General features: G+C 57.9%; 16 protein-coding genes. 4 read left to right on the top strand and 12 right to left on the bottom strand.

Translation table 11 applies throughout. From position 1 onward, the window contains the following. Window positions 1-188 precede the first annotated feature (188 nt). Both nfuA and gntX read right to left on the bottom strand, forming a co-directional pair. Window positions 189-764 (bottom strand): Fe-S biogenesis protein NfuA, encoded by a 576-nt coding sequence (gene nfuA, locus NB069_RS20465; protein ID WP_250586427.1) that lies wholly within the window; start codon window positions 762-764, stop codon window positions 189-191. A gap of 58 nt (window positions 765-822) precedes the next feature. Next, the gene (gene gntX / locus NB069_RS20460; RefSeq protein WP_250586426.1) at window positions 823-1,506 is read right to left on the bottom strand and encodes a DNA utilization protein GntX; all 684 of its coding nucleotides are present in this window, start codon (window positions 1,504-1,506) and stop codon (window positions 823-825) included. Between the two features lie 37 nt (window positions 1,507-1,543). On the opposite strand from gntX, the gene bioH reads away from it, so the two are divergent. Further along, window positions 1,544-2,317, top strand: a complete 774-nt coding sequence (gene bioH / locus NB069_RS20455) for a pimeloyl-ACP methyl ester esterase BioH (RefSeq protein ID WP_250586425.1) — start codon at window positions 1,544-1,546, stop codon at window positions 2,315-2,317. A 111-nt stretch (window positions 2,318-2,428) separates the two neighbouring features. Next, the gene (locus NB069_RS20450) at window positions 2,429-2,698 is read left to right on the top strand and encodes a YdgH/BhsA/McbA-like domain containing protein (protein WP_250589551.1); all 270 of its coding nucleotides are present in this window, start codon (window positions 2,429-2,431) and stop codon (window positions 2,696-2,698) included. A gap of 28 nt (window positions 2,699-2,726) precedes the next feature. On the opposite strand, the gene feoC is transcribed toward NB069_RS20450, so the two are convergent. The 5 genes from feoC to greB form a co-directional block, all read right to left on the bottom strand. Next, a complete protein-coding gene (gene feoC, locus NB069_RS20445; RefSeq protein WP_250586424.1) occupies window positions 2,727-2,963 on the bottom strand; it encodes a [Fe-S]-dependent transcriptional repressor FeoC in 237 nt (78 codons plus the stop codon). A gap of 8 nt (window positions 2,964-2,971) precedes the next feature. Further along, window positions 2,972-5,290, bottom strand: a complete 2,319-nt coding sequence (gene feoB, locus NB069_RS20440) for a Fe(2+) transporter permease subunit FeoB (RefSeq protein WP_250586423.1) — start codon at window positions 5,288-5,290, stop codon at window positions 2,972-2,974. A 31-nt stretch (window positions 5,291-5,321) separates the two neighbouring features. Next, complete coding sequence (gene feoA / locus NB069_RS20435; RefSeq protein WP_250586422.1) at window positions 5,322-5,549, bottom strand: ferrous iron transporter A; 228 nt, start codon at window positions 5,547-5,549, stop codon at window positions 5,322-5,324. A 326-nt stretch (window positions 5,550-5,875) separates the two neighbouring features. Next, the gene (locus NB069_RS20430) at window positions 5,876-8,197 is read right to left on the bottom strand and encodes a Tex family protein (RefSeq protein ID WP_250586421.1); all 2,322 of its coding nucleotides are present in this window, start codon (window positions 8,195-8,197) and stop codon (window positions 5,876-5,878) included. An 87-nt stretch (window positions 8,198-8,284) separates the two neighbouring features. Beyond that, window positions 8,285-8,758 carry a transcription elongation factor GreB gene (gene greB / locus NB069_RS20425; protein ID WP_139563749.1) on the bottom strand — a complete coding sequence of 158 codons (474 nt, stop codon included), beginning with the start codon at window positions 8,756-8,758 and terminating at the stop codon, window positions 8,285-8,287. A 226-nt stretch (window positions 8,759-8,984) separates the two neighbouring features. On the opposite strand from greB, the gene ompR reads away from it, so the two are divergent. Both ompR and envZ read left to right on the top strand, forming a co-directional pair. Further along, window positions 8,985-9,704 carry an osmolarity response regulator transcription factor OmpR gene (gene ompR / locus NB069_RS20420; RefSeq protein WP_001157751.1) on the top strand — a complete coding sequence of 240 codons (720 nt, stop codon included), beginning with the start codon at window positions 8,985-8,987 and terminating at the stop codon, window positions 9,702-9,704. Continuing rightward, complete coding sequence (gene envZ / locus NB069_RS20415; protein WP_250586420.1) at window positions 9,701-11,047, top strand: two-component system sensor histidine kinase EnvZ; 1,347 nt, start codon at window positions 9,701-9,703, stop codon at window positions 11,045-11,047. The genes ompR and envZ overlap by 4 nt, the downstream gene beginning before the upstream one ends. Before the next feature lie 97 nt (window positions 11,048-11,144). On the opposite strand, the gene pckA is transcribed toward envZ, so the two are convergent. The 5 genes from pckA to NB069_RS20390 form a co-directional block, all read right to left on the bottom strand. Further along, on the bottom strand, window positions 11,145-12,761 hold the full coding sequence (gene pckA / locus NB069_RS20410) for a phosphoenolpyruvate carboxykinase (ATP) (RefSeq protein ID WP_250586419.1): 1,617 nt from the start codon (window positions 12,759-12,761) through the stop codon (window positions 11,145-11,147). 377 nt (window positions 12,762-13,138) lie between these two features. Continuing rightward, window positions 13,139-14,023: an Hsp33 family molecular chaperone HslO gene (gene hslO, locus NB069_RS20405; protein WP_250586418.1), complete on the bottom strand. Its 885-nt coding sequence runs from the start codon at window positions 14,021-14,023 to the stop codon at window positions 13,139-13,141. Between the two features lie 17 nt (window positions 14,024-14,040). Continuing rightward, window positions 14,041-14,442, bottom strand: a complete 402-nt coding sequence (gene hslR / locus NB069_RS20400) for a ribosome-associated heat shock protein Hsp15 (RefSeq protein WP_039031514.1) — start codon at window positions 14,440-14,442, stop codon at window positions 14,041-14,043. Then, window positions 14,439-15,122 (bottom strand): GMP/IMP nucleotidase, encoded by a 684-nt coding sequence (gene yrfG / locus NB069_RS20395; protein WP_039031515.1) that lies wholly within the window; start codon window positions 15,120-15,122, stop codon window positions 14,439-14,441. Before yrfG ends, hslR begins: the two co-directional genes overlap by 4 nt. A 63-nt stretch (window positions 15,123-15,185) precedes the next feature. After that, window positions 15,186-17,321 carry an intracellular growth attenuator family protein gene (locus NB069_RS20390; RefSeq protein WP_250586417.1) on the bottom strand — a complete coding sequence of 712 codons (2,136 nt, stop codon included), beginning with the start codon at window positions 17,319-17,321 and terminating at the stop codon, window positions 15,186-15,188. Window positions 17,322-17,422 lie beyond the last annotated feature (101 nt).

Genomic DNA, 17,422 nt, shown 5'->3' with positions numbered 1-17,422 from the left:
GTTTAGTCGGTCGGCGTAAAGCTGTTTTAGTGCCCACGAGAATGATACGGGTAACATATGCGGCTTGAGAATGGCCCTGGCGGTCAAAATGTGAATTCTGAGACGCAGGTCATGTTATGAGGCAGGGAAAGCAGGGGAGAGAATTTTTGGCCCAGTAAGCGTAGCGCCACCGGGCCAACAGACAGGCATCAGTAGTAGGAGTGTTCGCCGCGCTGGTGTTCGGTCAGATCGCGTACGCCTTTCAGCTCCGGGAACTCGTTCAGCAGCTGCTTCTCGATCCCTTCTTTCAGGGTGACGTCGACCATGGAACAGCCGTTACAGCCGCCGCCAAACTGCAGAATGGCCAGGCCGTCTTCGGTGATCTCCATCAGGGAGACGCGACCACCGTGGCCAGCCAGCTGCGGGTTAATCTGGGACTGCAGCAGGTACTCAACGCGCTCCATCAGCGGGGCGTCATCGGTCACTTTACGCATTTTGGCGTTTGGCGCTTTCAGCGTTAACTGGGAGCCCAGCTGGTCGGTCACAAAATCAATTTCCGCATCTTCCAGATACGGGGCGCTCAGCTCATCGACATAGGCAGTGAGCTGCTCAAATTTCAGGGCGGTGTCAGTTGCTTCCACAGCATCCGGTGGGCAATAAGAGACGCCGCATTCTGCATTCGGGGTGCCCGGGTTGATCACGAATATGCGGATCTGGGTCCCTTCTTCCTGATTTGCCAGCAGTTTGGCAAAGTGCGCTTGTGCAGCATCGGAAATACGGATCATAGCATTGGCCTAATAGTTGACTAAATTACCTGGGTATAATACGCCCAACCAGAGGGCGCTACAAGGTTCGACACAGACACCATACCTGAACCGACGCCGCGCCGCTTCGCAAAAGCAGGCGGGAGAGTTCCGCGACGGTAGCGCCTGTTGTCACGACATCATCCACCAGAGCGATATGGCGCCCGACGACCGGTAATTCAAGCGCAAAAGCGTGCTGCAGGTTGCGTTTGCGCAATCTCGCGCTCAGCTGATGCTGCGCCGGGGTGGCGCGGATACGGCGAATAGCATCGGGCACATAGCGGCAGTTCAGCCAGCGGGCCAGCGGGCGACAGAGCAGATCGCTCTGGTTAAACCCGCGCCGCCAGTGACGCCGGGACCAGAGCGGCACACAGACCATCATATCGACACGCGGCAAATCCCGGCTGCGCCTGGCGCGCAACAGCGCCAGCAGTAATAGCCTCGCCAGCGGCTGGGCCAGCTGAGTGCGTCGGGAAAATTTGAGCTGGTGTATGAGGGCGCTTATCGGCGGCGTATAGCCGCACACCGCCACCAGCGCCTGCCACGGCGGCGGCTTGTGCAGGCAGCGGCCGCAGGGCAGGTGGGGATGGAGGGCCGGCAGGCCGCACTGGGGGCAACAGCATGCCCGCGTCGTCATCCCCCTTTCGCACAGGGAACAGACCCCCCAGTGGCCGAGCGACAACGGCATCCGGCATAGCCAGCACAAGCCGGGCACTGTTAGCATAGGCAACCTCCTTGTGAAAAAAAGAGAACAGTAATCGATGAACACGCTTTGGTGGCAGACCGTCGGAACAGGAAATTGTCATCTTGTGCTGCTGCACGGATGGGGACTGAATGCCGAGGTCTGGCGTTGCGTCAGTGAGGAACTGGCCTCGCAATTTACGCTGCACCTGGTGGACCTGCCGGGCTTTGGCCGCAGCCGCGATTTTGCGGCGATGTCACTTGAGGCAATGGCGGAGCAGGTGCTGGCTCAGGCCCCTGAACAGGCGATCTGGCTGGGCTGGAGTCTGGGTGGGCTGGTTGCCAGCCAGATTGCCCTGACGCACCCGGAGCGGGTGCAGGCGCTGGTGACCGTGGCGTCATCTCCCTGTTTCAGCGCCCGCAGCGACTGGCCGGGGATCAAACCCGAGGTGCTGGCCGGTTTCCAGCAGCAGCTCAGCGATGATTTCCAGCGCACGGTGGAGCGTTTTCTGGCGCTACAGACCATGGGCACAGAGACCGCGCGTCAGGATGCCCGCGCGCTGAAAACCACGGTGCTCGCCTTGCCGATGCCGGAAGTGGATGTGCTGAATGGCGGGCTGGAGATCCTCAAAACCATCGACCTGCGCGTCCCGCTGGCGACGCTGTCGCTACCGCATCTGCGCCTGTATGGCGCGCTGGACGGGCTGGTGCCGCGTAAGGTGGTACCGCTGCTGGATGCACTGTGGCCGCAAAGCGAGTCGCAGATCATCGCGAAAGCCGCCCATGCGCCCTTCATCTCGCATCCGCAGGCCTTTTGCGCCGCCTTAACGGCGCTGCGTCAACGAATACTCTGATTGTTTCGTATTCAGCGTGGAAAAAGTCGCCAGCCGCTACGATACTGATTACGTCGTGGTGGCGGTAACGCCAGCGATAAACACAATTACCAATCGATGGAGAGTATGGATATGAAACTTGTCACAGGAATTGTCGCTTCACTGGTTATTGGGTCGCTGTCTTTTGGTGCTTTTGCGGCGAAAGAGCTGCAACGCGATGAAGCTAAAAAGATGAATCTGACAAAGGTCGGGGATGTTTCTACCTCTGACAAAACTGCGCCGATGGATGCCAAAAAAGAGCTGTCTGATAAAGCAGATGAAATGGGCGGCACTTACTATGTGATCACCAGCGGCACGAAGAATGAAAAAGACATTCGTGCCACGGCGGAAGTGTTCAAATAATTCGTTGTGAATAATCTGGCGCTTCAGGCTACTGAAGCGCCCACCACTCCCTGAGGCAGGCTTTTCCTTCAGGGCAGCTTTTACAGCTGCTGGTTAAGCAGCCGTCGGCCTCTTCCTGAATGCGCTTCGCTTTGCCCATCGCCTCCAGACGCTGCAGCATGGCCTCGATCATCGCCTGCGGGGTATGCAGGATCTGGCTGAGCTGGGTGGCCTCCATTCTTCCCTGCAGCGCCAGCAAATCACGCACCTCAATTAACGATGCCATGCCGCCTCCTAATGACAGTCGCTGGCCGGACTTTCGCAGCAGGCCGCCGCGGTCCTGCCTTTCGCCAGCAGATTGACGTCCACGCGGCTGCGCGCCCGGCGCAACAGCCCGATCACCAGCACGTTAAACAGCACCACGGCCAGGATACACACCAGGCTGTACTGCGGATGCTGGTTGAAATTGACCGTCTGGTAGTAGACCGTTGCCAGCGAGTAAGCGATATTCAGTCCCCACAGCACGGAGAAGCCCATCCAGCCGCGGCTTGATTCGCGGGCGATGGCGCCCATCACCGAGATGCATGGAATGTAGAGCAGAACAAAGATCAGGTAGCTGTACGCCGCCGAGGCGCTGCCAAACTTCTCGCTCATCACGCCCATTGCGCCGGTTGCCATCTCACCGTCGCCTTTGCTGGCTTCAATCGGGTTCGCCAGCACGCTCAGGCTTAAGGTCTCTTTCAGGCTCTGCCAGGTTTCATCCACGGCGCTGAAGAGTTCGTCCCCGAGGTGAAATTCCGCCGGGTTAAACTCCGCTTCCTGAATATTTTCGGCGGTGTAGAGGGTGTTCAGCGTACCGACGACCACCTCTTTTGCCATTGCGCCGGTGAACAGCCCGACGGTGGCCTGCCAGTTATCTTCATGTACGCCAATGGGCTTGAACAGCGGGGTGATGACGCGGCTGACGGAGGCCAGCGCCGAGTCGTTAATGTTATCCGCCGCCTGGCCGCTGAGGGTAAAGCTGTTAAGCGCGCTCAGGAAAATGCTCACCACCACAATCACTTTACCCGCCCGCAGGACAAAGCCTTTCAGGCGCTGCCAGGTCTGGATCAGCAGGCTTTTCAGGTGTGGGACGTGGTAAACCGGCAGCTCCATCACGAACGGCGTGGCTTCGCCGCGCATGATGGTGTGCTTGAGCATCAGGCCGGTGAGGATCGCCATGACGATACCCAGCACGTAAAGCGAGAAGACCGCCAGCGCCCCCTCCTGACCGAAGAAGGCGGCGGCAAAGACGGCAAAAATCGCCAGCCGCGCGCCGCAGGACATAAACGGCGCCATCATGATGGTCATCAGGCGTTCGCGGGGCGCATCCAGGGTGCGGGCACCCATTACCGACGGCACGTTGCAGCCAAAACCGACAATCAGCGGCACGAAGGATTTACCCGGCAGACCGAGGGCCTGCATCAGGCGATCCATCACGAAGGCCGCCCGGGCCATGTAACCGGAGTCCTCCAGGAAGGAGAGGAACAGATACATCATGCCGATCTGCGGCACCAGCGGCAGCACGGTGTTGATCCCGCCGCCCAGCCCCTGGGCGAGGAAAATGGTCAGCCATTCCGGCAGGTGCAGGGTATAGCCCAGCCACTGAATGCCGTGAATGAAGATCGCCACGGAGCCAACGTCAAACAGCGGCTGCAGCGCGCCGCCAATGTTGATGGCCAGCAGGAACATCACGTACATCACCAGCAGAAACACCGGCAGGCCGAGAAAACGGTTGAGGATCACCCTGTCCATCGCCCGGGTGAAGCGGCTTGGCTCGGCGGTGAGGGCGTTGCTGACCACATCGCAAATAGCGGCAATGCTCTGATAGCGGGCGTCGGCGATGTGCAGGGCCGGGTCGTCCAGCTCGTCGTTCAGGCGTGCAAGGGACGCGTCGAGCTGTTGCGCGGCGTCACCGGCATAGGCGCGGCTGTAGATATCGCCTTCCAGCATCTGCAGGCCGAGCCAGTTGCGCTGTTTGAACGACATGCTGTGTGCCATGGCCTTCGCCAGGATCCCGGCTTCACGCAGCAGCGGCTGAGGGTAGTGCACCAGCTCCACGTCGGCGTTACGGCCGTGACGGTCAATGGCGAGCTTCAGGGCGTCGATACCCCGGGCGCGGGTTGAGACCAGCGGCACCACCGGGCAACCCAGGCGGGCAGAGAGGGCGTCAACGTCGATACGGATCTGCTGTTTCTCGGCAATATCGAGCATGTTCAGCGCCACCACACAGGGAATGCCCAGCTCCAGCAGCTGTAACGTCAGGTAGAGGTTGCGCTCGAGGTTCGAGGCATCCACCACGTTGATCAGCAGGTCGGCGTCGCCGCTCAGAATATAGTGGCAGGCGATCTGCTCATCCAGTGACGTCTGGGATGAAATGGTGGTTAACGAGTAGGTGCCGGGCAGATCGACGAGCGTGACCTGGTTATCGGTGGTCGTGAACAAACCTTCTTTACGCTCGACCGTGACGCCTGCCCAGTTACCGACGCGCTGACGCGCACCGGTAAGCTGATTAAACAGGGTTGTCTTGCCGGAATTGGGATTGCCAATTAAGCCAATGGTTAATTTTTTCATTTATTTCAGACTCGCTACAAGAGCTGGCGTGTTATTGAGACAGAGCTTCAACTTCTATTAATGCGAGATCTTTCTTACGCAGAACCAGATTCACACGTCGGGTTTCGATATGGACCGGATCGCCCAGCGGGGCAACGCGCACAACGTTAAAAGAGGAGCCGGGAAGCATCCCTAAAGAGAGCAGTTTCTGCCGATAGGCCGGGCTGATTTCGCGGGTAAAACCGGTAATTTTCCACGCGCTGTCTGGAGTGAATTGCATAGTGCCTACTTAACGAACGGTTAAATAATCTACAGGCACAATGGTAATGAGAATAGTTTCTATCATCAATATTAAAACTGTGACGGAATGTGCATGGCGCTATTAATTTGCAGCCTGATTGACCTTGCTCAATATTTGCGAAGACTGCGGGTGAGAGAAAAAAAGACTTATTGTTAATGGAGTGATAATTATCGGTTTAAATATGGATATGCAATCGGTTCCATATTTATTTAATTCGTGCCCTCTGTTTGCCGGGCGGCACTGCGTTTACCCGGCCTACGGTTTTGTAGGCCCGGTAAGCGAAGCGCCACCGGGCACTGCCAGTATTAACGCTTTTTACCCATCGCCGCTGCCAGCGCATCCATCATCGCGCTGTTACCGGATGGCTGTGCTTCGCGACCGCGAGGTTTTGCCGCCGGACGCTGCTGGCGCGCCTCGCTGTTTCCGCCGCCGCGACGGGCGTTGGTCTCGCCAGGCTGCTCGTCCAGACGCATGGTCAGGGCGATACGCTTGCGCTGCAGATCCACCTCCAGCACTTTTACCTTCACGATGTCGCCGGCTTTCACCACCGTATGCGGATCTTCCACAAACTTGTCGGCAAGAGAGGAGATGTGCACCAGACCGTCCTGATGGACGCCGATATCCACAAAGGCACCAAAGTTGGTGACGTTGGTGACGGCGCCTTCCAGCACCATGCCCGGCAGCAGGTCGTTCATCGTCTCGACGCCTTCCGCAAACTGCGCGGTTTTGAACTCCGGACGCGGGTCGCGGCCAGGTTTCTCCAGCTCTTTGATGATGTCGGTCACCGTCGGCACGCCGAATTTTTCATCGGTGAAGTCGACCGCTTTCAGGTTACGCAGCTCGCTGCTGTTGCCCATCAGCGCTTTCAGCGCCTGCTGAGTGGCCGCCAGAATGCGTTCCACCACCGGATAAGCTTCCGGGTGAACGGTAGAGGCGTCCAGCGGGTTGTCGCCGTGGTTAATACGCAGGAAGCCCGCGCACTGTTCAAACGCTTTCGGTCCCAGACGGCTGACCTTCAGCAGCTGCTGGCGGTTCTGGAACTGTCCGTTCTCATCGCGCCAGGCGACGATGTTCTGCGCCATCATGCGGGTTAAACCCGCCACGCGGGTGAGCAGGGCGACGGAGGCGGTGTTCAGGTCAACGCCCACGGCGTTAACGCAGTCTTCCACCACCGCATCCAGCTTACGCGCCAGCTGCGTCTGGCTGACGTCGTGCTGGTACTGGCCCACCCCGATGGATTTCGGGTCGATCTTCACCAGTTCCGCCAGCGGATCCTGCAGGCGGCGGGCGATAGAGACCGCACCACGCAGGGAGACGTCCAGATCCGGGAACTCCTGCGCCGCCAGCTCGGAGGCCGAGTACACCGAGGCGCCCGCTTCGCTGACAATCACCTTTTGCGCCGTTACTTTCGGGAACTGCTTTTGCAGATCGAGGAAGAAGCGCTCGGTTTCGCGGGAGGCGGTGCCGTTACCGATCGCCACCAGCTCAACGTTGTGCTTCTCGCACAGCGCCGCCACGGCGACGGCGGCTTTCGCTGCCTGACCGGTATGGGGATAAATGGTGTCGGTGGCCACCAGCTTGCCGGTGCCATCCACGACGGCTACCTTCACGCCGGTACGCAGGCCCGGATCGAGACCCATGGTGGCGCGCAGGCCAGCCGGGGCCGCCATCAGCAGGTCGTGCAGGTTACGGGCAAAGACGTTAATCGCCTCGTCTTCGGCGCGTTCGCGCACGGTGCCCATCAGTTCGGTTTCGAGGTGCATCAGCACCTTGATACGCCAGGTCCAGCTCACCACTCCTTTGCGCCAGCTGTCCGCCGGGGCGTTGTTCAGGCGCAGGCCGAGATGGTCGGTGATGATCTGCTCGCCGTGACTCTCTTTTGGCGGCTCATCGAACTGCGGGTCGGCGTTCAGGGAGAGCTGCAGAATGCCCTCGTTGCGGCCGCGGAACATCGCCAGCGCGCGGTGAGACGGCACGGTTGAGATCGGTTCATGATGATCGAAGTAGTCGCGGAATTTCGCCCCTTCTTCCTCTTTGCCGCTGACCACGGTGGCGACGATGTGGGCGTTCTTCCACAGATAATCACGCACTTTTGCCAGCAGGGCCGCGTCTTCGGCAAAGCGCTCCATCAGAATGTAGCGGGCGCCATCGAGGGCAGCTTTGGTGTCGGCCACGCCTTTATCGGCATCAATAAACTTCGCGGCTTCGGTTTCCGGGTCGTGGGACGGCGTTGTCCACAGCAGATCGGCCAGCGGCTCCAGGCCTGCTTCAATGGCAATCTGTCCGCGGGTGCGGCGCTTTTGTTTATACGGCAGATAGAGATCTTCGAGTTCGGTTTTATTCAGGGTGCCGTTGATGGCTGCCTCCAGCTCGCTGGTCAGCTTGCCCTGTTCGCCGATGGATTTCAGAATCGCCTGACGCCTGTCTTCCAGTTCACGGAGATAGCCGAGGCGGGTCTCCAGGTTACGCAGCTGCGTATCATCCAGACCGCCAGTCACTTCCTTACGATAACGTGCAATAAACGGCACGGTGTTCCCTTCATCAAGCAGGCGAACGGCAGCTTCTACCTGTTCAGCCCTTGCCTGAAGTTCACCCGCAATAATGCGGCAGAGCGAATCTTTCATCATGGCTATTTCATCTTGTGGGTCGAAAAATCAGGGGATAGTTATACGGACTGGCACAGCAAAATGCCAGCCGTGGAGGGCGCTCTCGGACTATTTTACGTACTCGATTTCATTTACATACCAGCTGGCTTCACCCGCCGGGGTATGGACGACGGCCAGATCGCCTACCTCTTTTTTCAGCAGCGCCCGGGCCATCGGTGAATCGATGGAGATGTAATCCTTACGACCAAAAATTTCATCGTAGCCGACAATACGAAAGCGCTTGAGATCGCCCTCGTCGTTTTCGATCTCGACCCACGCGCCGAAGAAGACCTTGCCCTCCTGCTGCGGGGAATAATCGACGATTTTCAGGTTCTCGAGGCATTTGGTCAGATACCGCACCCGGCGGTCGATTTCCCGCAGCCGTTTCTTGTTGTACTGGTAGTCGGCATTCTCGCTGCGGTCGCCGAGGCTTGCCGCCCAGGTGACTTTTTTGGTCACCTCCGGGCGCTCTTCACGCCACAGGGTGTCCAGCTCTTTCTTCAGATTTTCATACCCTTCGCGGGTGATCAGGGGCGTTTTCATTCTTTGGCCTTACGACGAGGTTGCTTACCTTGCGCACATTACGTATCACTTATCTTAACAGACAGGATTAATAATGAGTTATGTGATGGAATGTACAGATAAGCTGCTGTTAAATATGCTTTGTAACAATTTCGACTAGAATTTATACCAGAATTAGCTGGTCGTGGACGCGCACTTTTTTAGAATACGCTGTTCAAGATTATCCGAACCTTTGGGAGTACTGACAATGCAAGAGAATTATAAGATTCTGGTGGTGGATGACGACATGCGCCTGCGTGCGCTCCTCGAGCGTTATCTGACCGAGCAGGGCTTCCAGGTTCGTAGCGTTGCCAACGCCGAACAGATGGACCGCCTGCTGACGCGCGAATCCTTCCACCTGATGGTGCTGGATCTGATGCTGCCGGGCGAAGATGGTCTCTCCATCTGCCGTCGTCTGCGTAGCCAGAGTAACCCGATGCCAATCATTATGGTGACGGCGAAAGGGGAAGAGGTTGACCGTATCGTGGGCCTGGAAATTGGCGCCGACGACTACATCCCAAAACCCTTCAACCCGCGCGAGCTGCTGGCCCGTATTCGTGCCGTCCTGCGCCGTCAGGCGAACGAACTGCCGGGCGCGCCGTCGCAGGAAGAGGCGGTTATTGCCTTCGGTAAGTTCAAGCTTAACCTCGGCACCCGCGAGATGTTCCGTGAAGATGAGCCAATGCCGCTGACCAGCGGTGAGTTCGCGGTACTGAAAGCGCTGGTCAGCCATCCGCGTGAGCCGCTCTCCCGCGATAAGCTGATGAACCTGGCGCGTGGCCGTGAATATTCCGCGATGGAGCGTTCCATCGACGTGCAGATCTCCCGCCTGCGCCGCATGGTGGAAGAGGACCCGGCGCATCCGCGCTATATCCAGACCGTCTGGGGTCTGGGCTACGTGTTTGTCCCGGACGGCTCTAAAGCATGAGGCGAATGCGTTTCTCGCCGCGTAGCTCGTTTGCCCGCACCCTGTTACTGATCGTCACCCTGCTGTTTGTCAGCCTGGTGACGACCTATCTGGTCGTGCTGAACTTTGCGATCCTGCCGAGCCTGCAGCAGTTTAATAAGGTCCTGGCCTACGAAGTCCGTATGCTGATGACCGATAAGCTACAGCTGGAAGACGGCACGCAGCTGGTGGTGCCTCCGGCGTTTCGCCGTGAAATCTACCGTGAGCTGGGGATATCGCTCTATTCTAACGAAGCGGCGGAAGACGCAGGCCTGCGCTGGGCGCAGCATTATGAATTCCTCAGCCAGCAGATGGCGCAGCAGCTGGGTGGCCCAACGGAAGTGCGCGTTGAGGTCAACAAAAGCTCGCCGGTCGTCTGGCTGAAAACCTGGCTGTCACCCAATATCTGGGTGCGCGTCCCGCTGACCGAAATCCATCAGGGCGACTTCTCGCCGCTGTTCCGTTACACCCTGGCGATCATGCTGCTGGCGATAGGCGGCGCATGGCTGTTTATCCGTATTCAGAACCGACCGCTGGTCGACCTGGAGCATGCGGCGCTTCAGGTCGGTAAAGGGATTATTCCGCCTCCGCTGCGCGAATATGGCGCTTCGGAAGTCCGTTCGGTGACCCGCGCCTTCAACCATATGGCGGCCGGGGTGAAGCAGCTGGCGGATGACCGTACCCTGCTGATGGCCGGGGTCAGTCACGACCTGCGCACGCCGCTGACACGTATTCGTCTGGCGACCGAGATGATGGGCGAGGAGGACGGCTATCTGGCGGAGTCCATCAACAAGGACATCGAAGAGTGCAACGCCATTATCGAGCAGTTCATCGACTACCTGCGCACCGGGCAGGAGATGCCGATGGAGATCGCGGAACTGAACGCGGTGCTGGGCGAAGTGGTGGCGGCCGAGAGCGGCTACGAGCGTGAGATCGAGACCGATCTGCAGCCGGGCGATATCACCGTGCGCATGCACCCGCTCTCCATTAAGCGCGCCGTAGCGAATATGGTGGTGAACGCCGCTCGCTACGGCAACGGCTGGATCAAGGTCAGCAGCGGCTCGGAACTGAATCGCGCCTGGTTCCAGGTGGAAGATGACGGCCCGGGGATCAAACCGGAACAGCGCAAACATCTGTTCCAGCCCTTTGTGCGTGGCGACAGCGCGCGCAGTACCAGCGGCACCGGTCTGGGCCTGGCGATTGTGCAGCGTATCGTGGATAACCATAACGGTCTGCTGGAGATTGGTACCAGCGAGCGGGGCGGTTTAAGTATCCGCGCCTGGTTGCCGGTTCCGTTTCCGCGTGGGCAGGTGAAAGAGAGCTAAGCCTTAAACTGTGCGGTCTGATGCCCTCACCCCGTCCCTCTCCCACAGGGAGAGGGAGAAAACATTAAAAAAGGCAACCGAGGTTGCCTTTTTGCGTTTACCTTGGTCCTGCACTCACCAACGCCGCACCCGCTGGCGTATCGGTGTACTTCTCGAAGTTTTCCACAAACAGTTTCGCAAGCTGAGTGGCTTTTTCCTGCCACTGCTCCGGCGACGCGTAGGTGTTACGCGGATCGAGGATGCGGCTGTCTACGCCTGGCAGTTCGGTCGGGATCGCCAGATCGAACATCGGCAGGGTGAAGGTTTCCGCATCATCGAGCGAACCGTTCAGAATGGCGTCGATAATGGCGCGGGTATCTTTGATCGAGATACGTTTGCCGGTGCCGTTCCAGCCGGTATTGACCAGGTACGCCTGGGCACCCGAGGCCTGCATGCGTTTCACCAGCACTTCGGCGTACTGCGTCGGGTGCAGCGACAGGAAAGCGGCACCGAAGCAGGCGGAGAAGGTTGGCGTTGGCTCAGTGACACCCCGTTCGGTACCGGCCAGCTTGGCGGTAAAACCGGAGAGGAAGTGATACTGAGTCTGGCTGGCGGTCAGGCGAGAAACCGGCGGCAGCACACCAAACGCGTCGGCGGTGAGGAAGATCACCTTGGTCGCGTGGCCCGCTTTTGATACCGGTTTAACGATGTTGTCGATGTGATAGATCGGGTAGCTGACGCGGGTGTTTTCAGTTTTTGACGCATCGTCAAAATCTACCGTGCCGTCGGCGCGTACCGTCACGTTCTCCAGCAGCGCATCGCGGCGGATCGCCTGGAAGATGTCCGGCTCCGCCTCTGCCGACAGACGAATCGTCTTGGCGTAGCAGCCGCCTTCAAAGTTAAACACGCCGTCATCGTCCCAGCCGTGTTCGTCATCGCCAATAAGACGGCGTTTCGGATCGGTGGAGAGGGTGGTTTTACCGGTGCCGGAGAGGCCGAAGAAGACCGCCACGTCGCCTTTCTCGCCCACGTTCGCCGAGCAGTGCATAGAGGCAATGCCCTGTAACGGCAGCAGGTAGTTCATCACCGAGAACATCCCTTTCTTCATTTCGCCGCCGTACCATGTGCCGCCGATCAGCTGGATACGTTCCGTCAGGTTAAAAGCGACAAAGTTTTCGGAGTTCAGTCCCTGCTCTTTCCAGTTCGGGTTAGTGCACTTCGCACCGTTCATTACCACAAAGTCCGGCCTGAAGCTCTGCAGCTCTTCGTCGGTTGGGCGAATGAACATGTTCTTCACGAAATGCGCCTGCCAGGCTACCTCGGTGATAAAGCGAACGGAAAGGCGGGTGTCGGCATTGGCGCCGCAGTAAGCGTCGATAATGAACAGACGCTTGCCGGAAAGTTGTTGGGTGACGAGATTTTTCAGGTGCAGCCAGGTTTCAGGGGAGATCGCTTTGTTGTCGTTCTTCCCTTTGCCATTATCGGCCCACCACAGGGTGTCGCGGGTGGTATCGTCACGAACGATGTATTTATCTTTCGGCGAACGGCCAGTAAAGATACCGGTATCGACAGCAACGGCGCCGGTCGTCGTCAGGATCCCGCGCTCGTATCCTTCCAGCGCTGGATTAAGCTCTTCCTGATACAGCGTATCGTAATCGGGGTTGTAGACGATATCCTGGGCGTCGTTGATACCATAAGCCTTGAGATCTTGCGGGGTTAAACCATTAACACGCATATCACTGCTCCTTAGCCAATTTATACTGCCTGAAATTGTAGGGTTTTTCTTCGAATGTTAACCGCGACCGGGCTCATAGATTTGCGTATCTGGATAAAAACCCTTTATGACGGAAAACGCTGTGACTCCTGTCACTCGCGGGGCAGATTATGGCAGGAATCACTTTTCGGTTGGGGAAAATGTTCTTAAAAGGTTAATAGGCGGTAAATTTAACTACGAGAATGTGAATGTAAGCGCATACATGAAAGAAAATTACGTAAGCCTTACATCACTGATAACGATTCAGCAGTGGGAGAGGGAATAGTGAATGAAATTAAAGGGTAGCAGGAAAGGGGAGAGGTCAACTGCCCTCGCGGGAGGGCAGTTAACGGCAGGACTTAGTGAAGCTGGGGATCTGCCGGAGAGGCGTTGTTGCGGATCTCGGCAATGTCCATTGCGTTGAAGACGTAGTGTGAGCCACAGTAATCGCAGTGCATGTCGATCTCGCCATCTTCCTCAAGAATGCTGTCGATCTCTTCATCAGGCAGGGTTTTCAGGGCACCCGCGCAGCGTTCACGGGAACAGGTGCACTTGAACTCAACGTCCTGCGGATCGTACAGAGTCACCTCTTCTTCATGATACAGACGCCACAGCACGTCGTTCGCCGGTAAGGTGAACAGCTCTTCGGCTTTGATGGTTTCAGTCAGGGTCGCCAGGTGCTCGAAATCATTGGTCTGAGCGTCCTGCGCAGGCAGAACCTGCAGCAGCATCCCGCCTGCTGCCGGCTGGCCGTCGACTTCGCCGGTACGGATAAACAGGCGCGTCGGCAGCTGTTCTGAACGCATGAAGTAATCTTCCAGGCAGGCCGCCAGGGTATCTCCTTCCAGACCCACCACGCCCTGATAGCGCTCACCCTCTTCCGGGGAGATGGTGATCACCAGATAGCCGTTGCCGACCAGCGTTTTCAGATCGGCATCTTCCGGGACGTCACCCTGAACGCGCGCCACGCCGCGCATCTGCTGCTGGTTGTTGCCGTTGATCACCGCCAGGCTCATCGGGCCATCACCCTGTAGCTGCACGGTGATGTCACCGGCAAATTTCAGGGTCGCGGTCAGCAGGCTGGTGGCGACCAGCAGCTCACCCAGCACGGTTTTAACCGGCAGCGGATAGTTGTGGTTTTCCAGGATCTGTTTCCAGGTTTCGGATACCGTAACCAGCTCGCCGCGAACGGCAAATTGTTCAAACAGATAGCGGTGTAATTGGTCGTGTTGGGCCATAGTCATCTCTCGTTCAGCAAGAATCACTCATTCTCGCCATTTTTAAATTTAATCAGATCGCGACGTTCTTTCTTGTCCGGTCGCCTGTCGGGATGCGGCATGGTCAGGGCATTCAACTTACGCGCCTGGGCCATCTTCTCGCGCTTTTCAACGCTTTCTGCCGTCTCTTCGTACAGGGTGCTGGCTTCCGCTGCCGGGCGACGCTGTTCGGTGACGTTTTTTACGATCACCGTCCGTTCATCGTTGCCCTGACGCAGGGTCAGGGTGGCGTTCAGCTCCACGAGCTTGCTCGGTTTGCTGCGCTGCCCGTTGTAATGCACCTTGCCGCCTTCAATCATTTCGCGGGCGAGGGCGCGCGTTTTGTAAAAGCGGGCAGCCCACAGCCATTTATCCAGTCTTACCCCTTCGGAGGGTTTCTCTTTCATGGCTTCTCCTTCACGGTGAGTGAGGGGATCATCCGGCGATAGTCGTTCATCCCCGGATGGCGCAGATAGCTTTTTTCAGCCAGGCCAGAATCAGGATTAGTCACGCCAAGGCAATAACGAATGCCAAATTTTGCCGCCGCATCCAGAATGGGTTCGCTGTCATCAATGAACAACGTTCTCTCTGGCTGCAGGCCGGTCTCTTCTGCCACCGCCTGCCACAGTCGCTGATCCTCTTTCGGATAACCAAATGTGTGGGTGGAAAGTAATAAATCAAGGTGTGAACCCAGTCCGGTATGTTCCAGCTTCACCGCCAGATTGTGTGGATGCGCGTTGGTCAACAGAATGCGCCTCTTGCCGCTGGCTTTAAGTGCGTCCAGAAAGGGGACGGTATCTTCACGCAATACGGCGCGCGCGCCCTGAGCGGTAGTCATCGCGCAAATATCCAGACCGAGGCGTTCGCTCCAGTAGTCCAGGCAGTACCAGTTTAGCGTATGTTGTACGGCGGTATATTGCTGGCGGATGAATTCCTGCGCCTCCAGCGGGGTGATCCCTTGCTGCTCGCCGTAGGTTTCCGGCACCAGTTTTTGCCAGAAGTAGTTATCAAACGCGAGATCGAGCAGCGTGCCGTCCATATCCAGCAGGACGGTATCAACGTCCTGCCAGGCGATATCAAGATGCATGGGGAGTACTCCAGCCAGAAGAAACGTGCGCGACAGGGTAGCATATCTTGTCGCGCGCAGCGGTTATCCGATCAGGCTTTCAGGGGTGTGAATAAGCTTCGGATTGAGGCAATTTTCGTAGTATTGCTGGATTTCAGCCAGGCGGGTGCGCGAGCGCTGATAGCGGCGCAATGCCATAACACCGTTCCAGATAATGCACACAACCATCGTCAGCATCAGCAGCGAGGTGGCAATGTAACGCCACAAGCCTGCGCTGTCCGGCATGCGGTGCAACTCAATATGGCGGGTACCGTTGGCATCGGTAAAGATGCCGGTCACAATCCCTTCGGCGCTGAACGGCGTGCGCATGAGCATCTGTGCCAGCCGCTGAAACTCACCCCACTGCTCCTGGGCCGGGTAGTCATAGAGCGCCACCGGCGGGTAAGGCTGATCGACCAGATCGCTGCCTTCATCGCTAACGATAATAAAGCCGCCGGGCGCCGGGCTGTTAAGGGCCTGGGCGGCACGGGAGGTTTCGCGCATCACGAACGGCGCGGTAGAGGTGGCGACCAGGTTTTCCAGCGACTCGGCGCTCACCGGACGCAGCAGGACGTTAACGCCATCAAGACGGCCAGCGGTAGCGCGCTTCACCAGCGCTTCCCAGTCCTTACTGTTACCGAGGTTCACCAGCGCGTTCTTCAGCCTGACGCACTCGTCCGCTTCGGCGCATAGATCCTGGGTTTTCAGCACGATATCACCAAAATCATCCAGCAGGATCATGCCCGATTTCTGAATGGCGGAGCGTAATGACGGGCTGACGCGCGTCTCATCTTCTGGTTTTGGGTGGAGCTGGCGGCTCAGGGCCTGGGTCAGCGCCGTGGCTTTGTTAACGGTATCCGATTCCGGCAGCGGCAGCGGCGCCGCGTCGTTCCAGATCAGCTGCGAGCAGTCAAAGGGTGCAAAAGGCGAGCTCTGGCGGGCATTCCAGCTGCCCGGGGTATGGATATTGCACATCCCGGTGCCTTTGAGTTGCAGCGTATCACCGACGCGCACCCCGGCGTTTTCAAGCTGATTGACGCTGGTAGCCTCGATGGTCTGGGCGCCTTTGATCCATGACAGGGTAAACTTGATTGGCATATCCAGCGGTACGAGGAAAATCAGCATCGCCAGCACGATCCCTGCGCCACCGGCAATCACCGTGCTGCGCAGCCAGTGCTGCAGCGGGAAGTTCTTCACCTCATCATGCAGGGATAAATAACGCCCCTGGCGTACCACATGCCGGTCAAGATAGATATCAACGTCGGTCTTTTGACCTAAATCCTGGGCCAGCCACGGCTGCCAGTGGCGCGGGTAGATCAGGTCAATAATGCCCATCGAGATATTATTGACATGGTCCTGATCGTTCTCGCCAAACAGACCCCAGCGCTTAGGAGTGCCGCGCAGGCAGTGGATCTCACGCAGCGCGGTTTTTGCGGGTGGCGCGTAGAGTCCCCATAATCCTGCCGCCAGCAGCAGCACGCCGCCCCCGGCAAGCCAGGGGGCAAACACATCCGGGCTTAGCAAGCAGAAGAAAAACAGCAGGAAGGCGGCGACAATCAGCAGCGCTTCACGGATCCCATCCGGACGGCTGAGAGCGTACTCTTCGTGGGTCTCCTGGCGAATATTCAGCAGCTCAATCTGCTCTGTCTCTTCGCCACGAATCGAGGCCTGAGTTGAGCTGACGTGTTCCAGCGCCAGGTGCGGTGCTTCCTGAACATATTCGGCGATGGAGTGGCCGTTCAGGGCAATCACCAGCGGGATAGAGTCGGTATGGATCAGCTCAACGCTGTTTTCATCATTGATGTACTGTTCCCAGAACGGCGGGAGATGCACTTCGACGGAGTCGAGGTAGTAACGCCATTTATTGGGATCGTCGGTGGTAATACCGTAGCGGGTAATGGAGCGCGTCAGGCAGTGTACGGTATTGCTCTGGGTATTCAGGCTTAGCGATACCGGCGCGGCGCTGGCACCTGTCGCAGGCGTCTGCTGGATACGGTTAAACGACTCGAGATATTGCTCGATCGCGCTGCGTTCTTCTGCGGTGAGTTTGCGTGTGCTCGCCCCGGTAAAGGCATTGAGATAAGGCAGACGATATCGACGCTGCGTCCGACGTCTGTACAACCACCCTGCAATGAATGCGCAGGCCAGCATAGCAGCGATGACAATCAAAATGGTGCTCATGCTTTCCCCATCTTACTTTTACTTACAGGTGTAGTCAGTAGCACCTTAACAGTGAATGCGTGTCTGTGGTTGGCTATCGGCATGTAAGGTGTTGAACTTGA

The organism is Leclercia adecarboxylata, assembly GCF_023639785.1.
GTDB classification, from domain to species: domain Bacteria; phylum Pseudomonadota; class Gammaproteobacteria; order Enterobacterales; family Enterobacteriaceae; genus Enterobacter; species Enterobacter adecarboxylatus_D.
Note: the sequence above shows the minus strand (reverse complement) of the source record. Positions and strands in the feature narration are given on the sequence as shown.

Bases quoted from the DNA above. Each gene is read 5' to 3' on its own strand.
- nfuA (WP_250586427.1), bottom strand. From the start codon at position 764: ATGATCCGTATTTCCGATGCTGCACAAGCGCACTTTGCCAAACTGCTG.
- gntX (WP_250586426.1), bottom strand. From the start codon at position 1,506: ATGCTAACAGTGCCCGGCTTGTGCTGGCTATGCCGGATGCCGTTGTCG.
- bioH (WP_250586425.1), top strand. From the start codon at position 1,544: ATGAACACGCTTTGGTGGCAGACCGTCGGAACAGGAAATTGTCATCTT.
- NB069_RS20450 (WP_250589551.1), top strand. From the start codon at position 2,429: ATGAAACTTGTCACAGGAATTGTCGCTTCACTGGTTATTGGGTCGCTG.
- feoC (WP_250586424.1), bottom strand. From the start codon at position 2,963: ATGGCATCGTTAATTGAGGTGCGTGATTTGCTGGCGCTGCAGGGAAGA.
- feoB (WP_250586423.1), bottom strand. From the start codon at position 5,290: ATGAAAAAATTAACCATTGGCTTAATTGGCAATCCCAATTCCGGCAAG.
- feoA (WP_250586422.1), bottom strand. From the start codon at position 5,549: ATGCAATTCACTCCAGACAGCGCGTGGAAAATTACCGGTTTTACCCGC.
- NB069_RS20430 (WP_250586421.1), bottom strand. From the start codon at position 8,197: ATGATGAAAGATTCGCTCTGCCGCATTATTGCGGGTGAACTTCAGGCA.
- greB (WP_139563749.1), bottom strand. From the start codon at position 8,758: ATGAAAACGCCCCTGATCACCCGCGAAGGGTATGAAAATCTGAAGAAA.
- ompR (WP_001157751.1), top strand. From the start codon at position 8,985: ATGCAAGAGAATTATAAGATTCTGGTGGTGGATGACGACATGCGCCTG.
- envZ (WP_250586420.1), top strand. From the start codon at position 9,701: ATGAGGCGAATGCGTTTCTCGCCGCGTAGCTCGTTTGCCCGCACCCTG.
- pckA (WP_250586419.1), bottom strand. From the start codon at position 12,761: ATGCGTGTTAATGGTTTAACCCCGCAAGATCTCAAGGCTTATGGTATC.
- hslO (WP_250586418.1), bottom strand. From the start codon at position 14,023: ATGACTATGGCCCAACACGACCAATTACACCGCTATCTGTTTGAACAA.
- hslR (WP_039031514.1), bottom strand. From the start codon at position 14,442: ATGAAAGAGAAACCCTCCGAAGGGGTAAGACTGGATAAATGGCTGTGG.
- yrfG (WP_039031515.1), bottom strand. From the start codon at position 15,122: ATGCATCTTGATATCGCCTGGCAGGACGTTGATACCGTCCTGCTGGAT.
- NB069_RS20390 (WP_250586417.1), bottom strand. From the start codon at position 17,321: ATGAGCACCATTTTGATTGTCATCGCTGCTATGCTGGCCTGCGCATTC.